This is a genomic window from Massilia antarctica (assembly GCF_015689335.1).
GTDB classification, from domain to species: Bacteria; Pseudomonadota; Gammaproteobacteria; order Burkholderiales; family Burkholderiaceae_D; genus Telluria_A; species Telluria_A antarctica.
On record NZ_CP065053.1, the window covers coordinates 4049901 to 4062165 of the forward strand.

Genomic DNA, 12265 nt, shown 5'->3' on the forward strand with positions numbered 1-12265 from the left:
GCCAGTCAATTCATCACGTCGCGGCAGGCCCGGTACAGGTCTTTCCAGCCTTCGCGTTCCTTGACCACGGTTTCGAGGTATTCCAGCATGACGACCCGGTCCTGGACCGGGTCCTTGATGATGGCGCCGATCATGCCGGCGGCCACGTCGGCGCCGCGCATGGTGCCGTCGCCGAAATGGGCGGCCAGGGACATGCCGTTGGTGATGACCGAAATCGCTTCGGCCGTGCTCATGCTGGCGCTGGGAGCCTTGATCTTGCGCTTGCCGTCGGTGGTGACGCCGGCGCGCAGTTCGCGGAACACGGTGACGACGCGGCGGATTTCTTCCAGCGCCGGCACTTCGCCGGGCAATTCCAGCGCGCGGCCGAGGCTGGCGACGCGGGTTTCGACGATGCGCACTTCCTCGTCGGCGGTGGCCGGCGGCGGCAGCACCACGGTATTGAAGCGGCGCTTGAGCGCGCTCGACAGTTCATTCACGCCACGGTCGCGGTCGTTCGCGGTGGCGATGATGTTGAATCCTTTTTGCGCCAGCACTTCGTCGTCGAGTTCGGCGATCGGCAGCATTTTTTCCGACAGGATGGTGATCAGGCTATCCTGCACTTCGCTCGGGATGCGGGTCAGTTCTTCCACACGGGCGATTTTGCCGTCGCGCATGGCGCGCATGATCGGGCTCGGCACCACCGCTTCCATCGATGGCCCCTTGGCCAGCAGTTGCGCGTAATTCCAGCCGAAGCGCACCGCTTCTTCGCTGGTGCCGGCGGTTCCCTGCACGATCATGGTCGAATCGCCGCTGATGGCGGCGGCCAGGTGTTCCGACACCCACGACTTGGCCGTGCCCGGCACGCCGAGCAGCAGCAGGGCGCGGTCGGTGGCCAGGGTGGCCACGGCGATTTCGATCACCCGCGCATTGCCGATGTACTTGGCGCTGATCTCCACGCCATTGTCCAGGGTGCCGCCCAGCAGGTAGGTGGACACGGCCCACGGCGACAGTTTCCAGCGCGGCGGCCGCTGGCGCGTGTCGACCGCGGCCAGCGCTGCGAGTTCCTCGGCGTACTGCGTTTCGGCGTGCTGGCGCAGGATGGTAGAAATGGCGGTCATGCAGATTGCTCCTGAAAAGGTAGATACATATCGTGTCGGAAACGCAGGGTGCGCAGGAATTTGTCGACGCTGTCTTCCCATTGCGCGAACTCGGGGATGTCTTTCGGCCAGCCGTTTTCGTAGGCGTCGATGGCGGCCGGGTCGAGCACCAGCGCCAGCGAGGCCATCGTGTAGCTCAGCGACCAGCTTTGCAAGGTGTTGGCCGCGCAGCCGGCCTGGATGCGGCTGACCACGGCCTTGGACAAGGCCAGCGGCCAGTTGCGCTGCGCACTCTTGGCGGCGTCGTCGAGCAGGTCGATCAGGTTCGAATGGGCGCGCATCCACTTTGCCGGGGTCGCTTCGACGAGGGTGGCGAGCAAGTCGTCGGCGGCGTTGGCGGGCAGGGCGCCGAACAGGCTGAAAAAATCGCGCGGCATGTGGGTGTGGATGCCGGACGACTTTAAATACAGGTCGAGGAAGGCGGTGAACCAGGCGTGCAGGCCGCTATCGTAGCCCGCCTGCAAGCTGCGTTGCAGGGCGCTCGACCAGCCCAGCAGCAAGGTGTGTTTGAACTCGCTGGCCATGGCCAGGGTCAGGCAGGTGCGCGGCGAGGCGTCGAAGGTAGTCGACCAGTACGTCGGCGGCACGGCAGCCAGGATGTCGACCAGCCAGCCCGATTTTTCGCCCATCGCGGGGTAGAGGCCGGCACCGACGCCATCGCGCTGCATGCTTTTGTCGCGCTCGTTCGGGACGTCGGCCAGCAGGTGGGTCGAGTCGCCGTTGCGTTCCACCCGCAGCAGCGGCGCGGCGCGCGCCAGCATGCGCTGCGCCAGCTGCGACCCGGGCAGGCCGGCCAGCAGACGCTGGGCCACCTTGCGCACTTCCTTGCGTTTGTCGTCGAGTGCGCTTTCCAGGAAGGTTTCGTCGGCCAGGTTCAGGCTCACCGACAGGCAGCCGAGCAGGGTGGCGCGGTGTTCCGGCGTTTCGCTCGGCCAGGCCGCCTGCAGCTCTTGCAGGGCGGCGCCGCCATCCCGTGCGCGCATGTCGCGCAGGGCGTTGGCGCGCTGTTCGATATTGCCCTCGTCCCACAGCAAGCGCACGTCGTCGGTGTCGGCGCCAACCCAGTTCCAGGCCGGATTCTGCCTGGCCAGCCAGTGGCCGCGCGCGCCGAGCACGCCGTCGATCAGCGCGCGCAAGGGACGTTGCGCACTCCCCATGTCCAGCACCCCCGGCAGCAGGCGCGGTGGCAGGCGGCACTTGTGCGCGTTGGCCAGGCGCAGCCATTCGGAGCGCACTTGCGGATATTCATCTTGCAGCAGCAGCGCCAGCGCGCGTTCGGCCTGCGCCGGACAGGGGCGCAGGGTATCGCTGTCGCTCGATTGTGTCACGGGTTCGGGCAGTTCCGGCGCGCCCGGTTGATGGCCGGCGCGCTGCCACACTCCATGGGCGGCCAGGGAGAGCCATAGGTGTTCTTCCGGGGTGGCGCCAGCCGCGCCGGGACGGCTGCGCACGCTCTCGCGCAGGGCCAGCGGCAGGTCGTCGTCGAAGCCGGGGGCGGCGCGCGAGGTGCCGATCTGTAGCGTCTTGTGAATCTTTATCGGGAGCTGGGAACTCATGCTACGGTCTCGTTGTCAAAATAATGCAAGCGATTTTCGGCGAACACACTGAGCGGGACGATGGCGTAACCGTCCCATTCGCCGATCACCGTCACCGGATGGCCGCCGCTGAGCGCGAGCAGCGGCCACAGGTGGCGAAAGCCGGCATGCAAGGGAATGATGCGACCGTCGGCGCCGGCCAGGTGGGGCGCGGCGCCGGCGCGCGGCACCATGGCGCCGAGCGCGAGCGGAAAGCGGTCGAGGAAAGGGTTGCGTGCCAGCGCGTCGGCGTAGGCTGCCAGCGAGGCGTCGAGCGTGGGGGCGCTCGCCAGGCTGGTATCGAGCGGGCTGACGGCATCTTGCTCCTTGATCAGGGCGCGCAGCGGATAGGCGCTGGGATAGAAGCATAGTTCGGCGTCGAACTGGGTGCCGGGCGCGAGCACCTTGTCGTAGCCCTGGGTGCCGGCGGCGTATTGCAGGATCATGGCCCAGCATCCGCTCGCCATGCCGCGCAGCCATGTCGTGCGCGCGCGGATGCGCTCGCTATCGCTGGTGTGCTGGGCCAGCACTTGCCAGCGGTCGCGCACGCCGGCCTGGGCCAGTACGTCTTCCTGGCTGATTGTCCAGCCGACCAGGGTGCGGACGTCGCTTTGCAGTTCCGGCGGTAGCTCCGGCAGGCGGCGGCAGGCGGTGCCGAGCAGGTAGATCGATGCCAGTTCGCGCGCCAGCTGGGTTTCCCAGTCGGGCAGGGTGGTGTCGAAGCACATGCCGCTGGCGCGGCGCAGGCGCGCAGCGAGGCCGCCGGCCTGGGCGTCGACCATGCGCGCGGCAATGTCGTTCCAGAAGGCCGGGCCGCGTGCGCGCAGGGTGGACAAGCCTTCGCGCGCCAGGTCTTCCAGCCAGGTGTGCAGTTCGGCGATGCCGGCCGCGACCTTGCTGTCGCGCTTGTCCTCGCGTTTTTGCGCCGCCGCGGCCTGGGCTGCCGCCTGTTCCGGTGTGGTGGCGATGACTTTGTCGGCGGCGCTCTGGAGTTTCTTTTCGCTGCGCTGCTGGCGGCTATCGATCCAGTCGGCGACCCACTGTGGCGGCGCGCCGGCCGCGAACAGGGAGGCGTTGCTGGTCAGTAAGAGATATAGGCCGATGCCATGCTTGCAGGGAAACTTCCGGCTGGGGCAGGAACACTTGAAGGCTGGCTCGGCCAGGTCGATCTGGGTGCGGTAGGGGACTTTGCCGCTGCCCTGGCATTCGCCCCACACGGCGGTGTCGGTCCGGCCCAGGTTGCCCCACTTGGCGGGCCCTGCCAGCTGGCTGCCGGCTTTGGCGGAACTCGCATCGGGCGCCAGTGCGAGGATTTGATCGGCGTTCAAAGTCATGGGAGGAACAATGCCACCGGCCCACGACCGTTGGCAAATGATTAAAGATAGTAAGTTAACCGCTGACGTTAATTTTGGGAAGTCTTTTTTGCCAGAAAGGCGATCAGGATTGCCCGGGCCGGGTGCGTTCCCGGCCCAGGCTGGCGGATCAGACTTGACCCAGCCAGGGCGCTTGCATTCCCGACCCTGGCTGGCGGATCAAACCTGACCCAGCCAGGGCGCTTGCATTCCGGGACCGGGCTGGCGGGTCATGCCTGACCCAGCCAGAGCGTCTGCGCGCGTGCGAACACGGCGGCGCCGACCTGTTTTCCCAGGGTACGCCCGTCCGCGCTGGCACGCTCGAAATGAATGCCGGCGTAGACGCGCGAGACGCCCGCTTCAGCCACGGCATCGCTGAACGTTTCCCACGCCAGGGTGACCGGCGCGGACGGCAGGGCCGGGTCGAACAGCAGCGAGTGCGCGGGGATGGTCACCGAATGGCGGAAGACGTCGCTGCCGCTGAAGCGGCGCAGGATCTCGGCCGAGGCGGCGCTGAAGGTGCTGTGGCCGGATACGTGGTCGGGGAAGGCGGGCGCGGGCGCGCTCGCCAAGTGGAAGGGCATCCAGGCTTCGCCGGCGACCGGACGCAGCCCGCCGGCGGGACCGGCCGGGCCGAAGCTGTCGACGATGCGGCCCTGCATCAGGTAGCGGATGGCGCTGATCGGGCACGCCGACTCGTAGGCGCGCTTTGTATCCCAAGTGGCAATGCTGGCGTCGAACACCGCATTGGCGAGGGCGAAGAACAGTTTGACGTCGTCATCGTCGCTGTAATCGTTGCGCTCCGATATGAGTCGCGCGACGTGGCACCAGTAGGACCCGGGCAATTCGCCAATCGTGCCGCCGGCCCAGAAGTCGGCGATCACCTTCTGGCGTTCGGTCAGGCTGGCCTGGATCTGCACGCTCTGTTCGGCCTGGTCGATGAATTCCCGGCTGCCGAAGGGGGCGGGCGGCGGCGGGCGGAACTGGCTGCCGGCGCCCAGGGCGAACGGGCGCACCTTGCCCCAGAACGGGGTCAGGAACGCTTGCGTGCGGGGCACGCCGCCGGCATCGATGAATGACAGCGGTTGCCACAGGCCGGGGAAGGGGATGTTGGCGCGCGGCGTGGGCTGGGTGAGCAGCAGCGGCGGGTTGCGTGGCTGGTAGCCGCTGTAATCGGCGAAGGCGATCCCGCCTGGTGTCAGCTTGCCGTTCTGGTTGGCGCCGTCGGCGCGGTGCTGGTCGAGCACGGCGTGGGCGGCAATGGTGCCCACGCGCGGGGCGGTGGCGCTGTTGTTGTAGGCGTCGATTGGCCGGCTGTTCATCGCGGCGAGGTGCGCATCGAAGGCGGCTTGTTGGCTGGGAAACTGATCGAGCAGGGCCGCATAAGCGGCGAAGCTGATCGCCAGCGCCTTGTTGGCGGGCGTGCATTCGGCGGGCGGCCTGCGCAGCTGGGAGCCAAGGACTTGGCCGAGGGCGACCTTGTCGTAGGCGGCCCAGGCTTCATACATGGCGCTGTGCACGATCGCCACCGCGCGCGCGGCGATGGGCGGCGCCATGCGGGTGGCGCGCACGGCGTCGATTGCACTGATATTCCAGGCAATCACCGTCCCCGATTGCGCTGGTAGCGGCTGGTATGGAGGAGGCGACCGGTCCGATCCGCCGCAAGCCGTCAGGGCGCTGCCGACAGCGGCGGTGCCGCCTATCGTTAAGAACGTGCGTCGTTTCATGGTGGTTTCCCAGAGAGGTGGCTTCCGGCCGGGAAGCGCGGGATGCCTGGTGGCATGGTCTGCGATGAGGGCTTACGTGGCGACGATAGCCCGCTGCCGCCATCCGCTTCTTGAGCAGCCGCAGCGGCAGTACCGCAGCGAAAACAGGGATCGTCGCTGGCCCGCGTGCGGAACCGCCGAGGTCCGGTCATGGTCGAGCCGGCGGGCGCACGATTCGCAATTCACAAGAGCAAGCAAATCCTTTCCAGTTGCCACTACAATACGGCTGCCGCCTGTCGAGCTCACTTTTCCAAGGTCAGATCATGAAATTTATCCACGCCGCCGATTTGCACATCGACAGCCCCTTGCGCGGGCTGAACGGCTACGATGGCGCGCCGGTGCAAGAGTTGCGCGGCGCCACCCGCCGGGCCTTGTCCGCCCTGGTCGACCTCGCCATCGAGCAAGCGGTCGATGTCGTCATCCTGGCGGGCGACATTTACGACGGCAACTGGGCCGATTTCCGCACTGGCCTGTTTTTTCGCGACCAGATGGTGCGCATGACGCGGGTCGGCGTCCGCGTCTTCATCGTCAAGGGCAATCACGACGCCGAAAGCCAGATCACCAAACAGCTTCCGCCGGTCGAGGGAGTCCATACGTTCAAGTCGACCTCGGTCGAGACAGTCACGATCGACGAGCTCGGCGTGGCTTTGCACGGACGCAGCTTCCCCAACCGCGCCGTGCCGGAAGACCTGGTCGAGCATTATCCCGATGCCAGCGCGAATATGTTCAACATCGGCGTGCTGCACACCAGCCTGAACGGGCGGGGCGGGCACGATGTGTATGCGCCGACGACGGTCGAGGCGCTGTGCGCCAAGGGCTACGATTATTTCGCGCTCGGCCACGTGCATGCGCGCGAGGTCGTGCGCGAGGCCGGTCCACGCATCGTTTATCCCGGTAATTTGCAGGGGCGCCACGCCAAGGAGATCGGGCCCAAGGGCTGCGAACTGGTGACGGTGTCCGGCGGTGCCATCACCAGCGCCCAGTTCGTGCCGCTCGACGTGGTGCGCTGGCACCGGCTGCAACTCGATGCGAGTGGCGCGGCCGACGTCAATGCCTTGCGCCAGCGCTTCATGCAGGCCGCAGGCGAGCTGGTGGCCGGCGAGCACGAGCGCCTGCATGCGCTGCGGGTGATCGTCAGCGGCCAGACCGAGCTGCACCGGATCGAGGCCGAGCAGCCGGGCACCATCGCCGCCGCGATCCAGGCCGGCACCCAGGACTTCGAAGGCGCCGACCTATGGGTCGAGGAAGTCCAGCTCGACCTGCGCTCGCCGCTCGACCGTGCTGCCGCCCTCCAGCGCGCGGACGCGGTCGGCGAGGTGGTGCAGCTGGTCGACGAGATCGCGTCCAGCGAGGAACAATTGCGCGCCTGGGCGCTGGCGCAGCTCGGCGGCCTGGGAACCTTGCCGCCCGGCCTGGCCGATTGCGACCCCGCGGCCTTGGCGCCGGAAACGCTGCGCGCGCTGCTGGCAGACGCCGAGGCCACCGTCCTTGCCCACCTTGGCGGCATGGAAGGAATCGCACGATGAGACTGCGCGAACTGCACCTGACCGCCTTCGGCCCCTTCACCGACCGCAAGCTCGATTTCGGCAGCGCCGGACAAAACGTGGTGTTTGTGCACGGTCCCAACGAAGCGGGCAAATCGTCGACCCTGCGCGCGATCTCGGACCTGCGCTTCGGCATACCGCAGCAGAGCCGCGATAACTTCGTGCATAAATACCCCGACATGCTGCTGGGAGGCGTGCTGGTGGACCGCAACGGCAAGTCGTATCACATCATGCGCCGCAAGGGCCGCAGCAACACCCTGCAATATGCCGACGGCAGCCCCGTCACGCCGGATGTGGAGGCGCTGATCACCTGCGGCCTGTCGAAAGAGGATTACGAGGCCATGTTCGGCCTCGACCACGAGCGCCTGCGCAACGGCGGCGAGGCGTTGCTGGCCGGGCACGGCGAGATCGGCGCGGCCTTGTTCGAGGCCAGCGCCGGGGTGCGCAGCATTCCATCGGTGCTGGAGCGGCTCGACCTGTCGGCCCGCAGCTACTTCATGCCGGGCACGCGTGCCAAGAATGGACGCATCAACGAAGCGCTGCGCAACTACGGCGAACATCATCACGCCTTCAAGGATGCGCTGATCAAGCCGGCGGCGTGGGCGGAACTGTTCAAGCAGCACCAGTTGGCGGCACAGCGGCTGGCCGATCTGGAAGTGCGCCACGACGAGGCCAACCGTCGGCAACTGCGCCTGTCCGAGCTGCGCGGCGTGGGGCCGCTGATCCGCAGCCAGGATACGGCCAGCGAGATCCTCGCCGAACTGGACAACGCGCCGCTGCTGGCGGAAAACGCCCCCACCGAGCGGGCTTTGGCGCAAGCGGGATTGGCGGCCGCCTATCAGAATGCGCAAGCGGCGCAAGACGCCGTGCAGCGTTTGTCCTCCCAGCTCAAGGCGCTGGCGCCGGACCAGCCGGTGCTCGACGCGGCAACCCGCATCGAGCGTCTGGCCGCCAACGCGGAATCGTTCGACACCCTGCGTAACGCGATTGCCGACACAACGGACCAGGTAAGTAATACGCGTCGCGTGCTGGACGAATGTGCCGCCGGCATCCTGCCCGGCGCGGCGGCGCACGCCGTGCTGGCCCTGGCGCCGGCGCCGGCCGCGCGCGCCCGGATCGACGCCGTGCTGGAAGAATTCAAGGTGGCGCAGCAGCGCCTGCACCAGCATCTGGAATCGGCACTCCCGCCCGAGGACGACGAGCAGGCCGCCGACTCTCTGCCGTCAGCGGGGCTGGTGAGCGCCCTGCGTGGGGTGCAGGACGAGGCCAAGCGCAAGGAAGCGCTGATGAAGCGCAAGGAGCAGCTTCCGGCCGACATCCGGCAGCTGGAGCGGCAGATCGCGGCCGATGTGGCGGCACTGGGTTTGGCGGATGAGGTGGCGCTGGGCAGGGTGCGTGCGCTGCTCGACAGTGAAATCGAGGCCGCGCGCGACGAGTTCGACACGGCGGAGGCCGAATTGGTCTCCCTGCGCAAGCAGCTTGCGCAGCTGAAAACGGAGCACGCCGGGGCCGCGGCCAAACGCGACCAGTTGCTGGCGGCCGGCGCGGTACCCACGATGACACAGGTGCGCGCCGCGCGTGAGCAGCGCGACGGCCACTGGGCGCAGGTGCGTGACACCAACGCCGGCGGCACGCCAGCGTCCGGCGCACTGCTCGACACCGTCGAGACCGGTATCCGCGACGCCGACCGGCTGATCGACGAGCTGGCGCGCGACACCGAACGCGCAACGCAGCTGCAGGGCAGCCAGGATGAATTGGCACGGCTTGCGCAGCAGTTGGCCGAGCTCGAACTCGAACGCACCGCGACTGCGCAGCGCACGGCGTCGGCGCTGGAACGCTGGAACGCCAGGCTGGCGGAGCACGGCCTGCCGCAGCTGGCGCCGAAAGCGCTGCGCGAATGGCAGGCCCGGCTTGCCGATGTACGCGAGCAAAACGGCACCCTGCAAGCGCTGACCGACGAGCTGGAATTGGCGCGCGCAACGGAACGCGCGCTGGTGAGCGATCTGTGCGATGCAATTGCGGCGGTTGGCGTGGCCGCGCCGCCCAACGGCTCGCTGTCGACCCTGTGGTCCCTGGTGGGCGAGATCGAGAACGACATCGAACGGCGCCAGCACGCGCTCAGCACGGCGCTGGGCAAGCGTAGCGAGCGCGAACAGCAGCGGCGCCGTTTCAAGGCGCAGCACACGGCTCGCGCAAGCGAGGCAGGTCGACGGCGAACGCTTGCGCAAGCAGGAGGCGCTGGAAGAATCCCAGGAGCGCCAGCGCGAACAGGAAAGCCTGGCGCAGCGCCATCAAACGGAACTCGAGCGCCTGTGCCGCGCGGCCAATGTCGATGCGCCCGAGGCGCTGCCGGCGGCGGAGGAACAATCGAAGCGCAAGCGCCAGGCCCAGGCCGAGGCGGACCGCGCCCGCAAGGATCTCGCCGTGGCATCGTCGCGCCCGGTGGACGAGTTGCGCGTGCTGTTGCGCGACTACGATGCCGAGCGCATGGACGACGAGCAAAACCAGGTCTCGGCCGAGCTGGAGAAGCTGAACGAGGCCATGAACAGCGCGCGCCAGGCCGAGGAGGCCGCGCGCCGCGCACTGGAGGCGGTCGATAGCGCCGATACCGCGGCGCAAGCGCGCGAGCAGATGGAGCGCGATGCGGCGGGGGTGCGGCTGTCGATGGCGCCGTGGATGCGCTCCCGGCTGGCGCATGCCTTGCTCACTGAAGCGCTCAAGCGTTTCCGCGAACGGGCCCAGGGGCCGATGCTGCTGGCGGCCTCGCGCTACTTTCAGCAGATGACCGATGGCCTGTTCGTGCGTCTGATCAGCGACGATACGGGGACCAAGCCGATTCTGCTGGCGCAGCGCGACAATGGCGGGCAAGTGCATGTCGAGGGCCTGAGCGAGGGCACGCGCGACCAGCTCTACCTGGCGCTGCGGCTGGCCGCGCTGGAAATCCGGCGCGACGCCGGCTACGACCTGCCGGTGGTGCTCGACGACGTGTTAATGACTTCCGACGATGGCCGCGCGGCGCTGGCCTTGCGCGCGATCGCCGATTTCGCCAGGGACCACCAGGTGATCGTGTTCACCCACCATGCGCACCTGCTTGGCGTGGCCGAGCGCGAGGTGCCGGCGCAGCTGCTGCAGGTCGTCAGCCTCTAGCCTGAATTTTGCATAAAAAAGGGCAAGAATGCCGTAAGTGATTGATAGAATGGGAGTTATCTAGAAACCTACCCTGTCAACAAAAACGCCACCTTGCCCGACATGAATTCTACCCCAGAGCAGCTCCGTTTTGCATCCATTCCCGCGCACAGCGTCCGCGCCGATTTCGCCGGTGGGGGTTTGTCGTCCGATCTCGGTCCAGTTTTGCTGCGCGGAGTCGACCTCCAGATTGGCTTGACCAAGCGCCTCGCTGCGGCCTTGCCTGACCGCCGTCATCAGAGTTACGTCAGCCATTCGTATCACGATCTTCTGACACAGCGCATCTACCAGATCGGCTGCGGTTACGAAGACGGCAATGACGCGAACAGCCTGCGCCACGACCCGATGTTCAAACTTGGCGCGGCCCGTTTGCCGTTCGACGACGAGGCCGCGCTGGCGTCCGGGGCGACGATCTCGCGCTTCGAACATGCGGCCAGTCGCCAGGACATCTACCGCGTCAGCGAAGCGCTCGTGGAACAGTTCATCGCCAGCTTTTCCAGCCCGCCAAAGAGCTTGATTCTCGACCTGGATCACTCCGAGGATGCGTGCTACGGCCAGCAGCCGCTGGCGTTCTACAACCACCACTATGGTTCGACCTGCTACTTGCCGCTGATGATTTTCGACGGCCAGTCGGGCGGCTTGATCGCGGCGGTGCTGCGGCCCGGAAGGCGACCATTTGGCGAAGAGAACGCGATGATCATGCGGCGCGTTCTGACGCGGATTCGTCAGCACTTCCCCGCTACTCATATTCTCGTACGTGGCGACGGACATTTTAGCGGGCCTGAATTAATGAGCCTGATCGACAGCATGTCGAACGTGGACTTCATTTTTGGTTTCGCCTGCAACCCCAAGCTCCTTGCGATGGCCGAGCCGACCAGACTTCGCGCCATTGACCGGTGGGTGGCTGCACAATCGCAGGACGTGGTGCCCAATGCGGTGCGTCTGTTCGACGAATTTGCTTACCAGGCGCGTTCTTGGCCGAGAGCCTGGCGCGTGTTGCTCAAGGCCGAGGTCATGGCCCTTGGCGAGAACACGCGCTTCATCGTCACCTCGCTGCCAGGACTCGATGCCGGCATGTTGTACGAGGATATCTATTGCGCGCGCGGTCAGGCCGAAAACTATATCAAGCATCTCAAGGATGACCTCGCCGCCGACCGTACCTCCTGCACCAGCTTTCTCGCCAATTGCATGCGCCTGTTGCTGCACGCGGCGGCCTACATCCTGCAGCAGCAACTGCGCACCGAAGGGCTGCGGCATACCGCGCTGTCGCAGGCGCAGCCATCAACGGTCATTTCCAAACTGTTCAAAATCGCCGTGCAGGTCAGGCAGTGCAAGAACAAGATCGTTCTACATTTACCAAGTGCCTGTCCAGTCAGAGATCTGCTACAGACGTTGACCGAAAGACTGTATTTGGCAACGCCCGCCAAGTCCTTGAACTCGTCCTGAGTAAGACACGTCCGGTCTGCCGAGAATTGACCACTCCGTCGCCAACATCAACCTCATACCGCTCCATTTGATCTGCCGATTGATCGGGTAGGCGGGCTATTGCCCGCGACATCGTGATCGTCACCGAGAAGCTCATGGATCGCCGAACCGGCACTGCGGCAGCAGTTTATGAAACATTCAGGCTAGGCCGCGGCTTTGTTTCGCCGCCGCGCCGCCCGCGATGGGCGGCGCGGCGGCGACGCTGTAAAATACTTCTCTTTA

Annotated in this window: 7 protein-coding genes; 3 read left to right on the plus strand and 4 right to left on the minus strand. The window is 66.5% G+C overall.

Annotated elements, in window-relative coordinates:
- Window positions 1-5: 5 nt before the first annotated feature.
- From IV454_RS18125 to IV454_RS18140, 4 genes are all read right to left on the minus strand, one after another.
- Window positions 6-1088, minus strand: coding sequence for an ATP-binding protein (locus tag IV454_RS18125; RefSeq protein WP_206092724.1), 1083 nt, complete (start codon window positions 1086-1088; stop codon window positions 6-8).
- Window positions 1089-1093: 5 nt separating this feature from the next.
- The gene (locus tag IV454_RS18130) at window positions 1094-2692 is read right to left on the minus strand and encodes a DUF5691 domain-containing protein (protein WP_206087218.1); all 1599 of its coding nucleotides are present in this window, start codon (window positions 2690-2692) and stop codon (window positions 1094-1096) included.
- The gene (locus IV454_RS18135; RefSeq protein ID WP_206087219.1) at window positions 2689-4044 is read right to left on the minus strand and encodes an SWIM zinc finger family protein; all 1356 of its coding nucleotides are present in this window, start codon (window positions 4042-4044) and stop codon (window positions 2689-2691) included. The genes IV454_RS18130 and IV454_RS18135 overlap by 4 nt, the downstream gene beginning before the upstream one ends.
- Window positions 4045-4292: 248 nt before the next feature.
- A complete protein-coding gene (locus tag IV454_RS18140; protein ID WP_206087220.1) occupies window positions 4293-5789 on the minus strand; it encodes a vanadium-dependent haloperoxidase in 1497 nt (498 codons plus the stop codon).
- 302 nt (window positions 5790-6091) lie between these two features.
- On the opposite strand from IV454_RS18140, the gene IV454_RS18145 reads away from it, so the two are divergent.
- The 3 genes from IV454_RS18145 to IV454_RS18155 all read left to right on the plus strand — a co-directional run bounded on the left by IV454_RS18145 (window position 6092) and on the right by IV454_RS18155 (window position 12004).
- A complete protein-coding gene (locus tag IV454_RS18145) occupies window positions 6092-7354 on the plus strand; it encodes a metallophosphoesterase family protein (RefSeq protein ID WP_206087221.1) in 1263 nt (420 codons plus the stop codon).
- The gene (locus IV454_RS18150; RefSeq protein WP_206087222.1) at window positions 7351-9972 is read left to right on the plus strand and encodes a YhaN family protein; all 2622 of its coding nucleotides are present in this window, start codon (window positions 7351-7353) and stop codon (window positions 9970-9972) included. Before IV454_RS18145 ends, IV454_RS18150 begins: the two co-directional genes overlap by 4 nt.
- A 649-nt stretch (window positions 9973-10621) precedes the next feature.
- Entirely contained in the window at window positions 10622-12004 is a 1383-nt protein-coding gene (locus tag IV454_RS18155) for an IS1380 family transposase (protein WP_206092725.1), read from the plus strand.
- Window positions 12005-12265 lie beyond the last annotated feature (261 nt).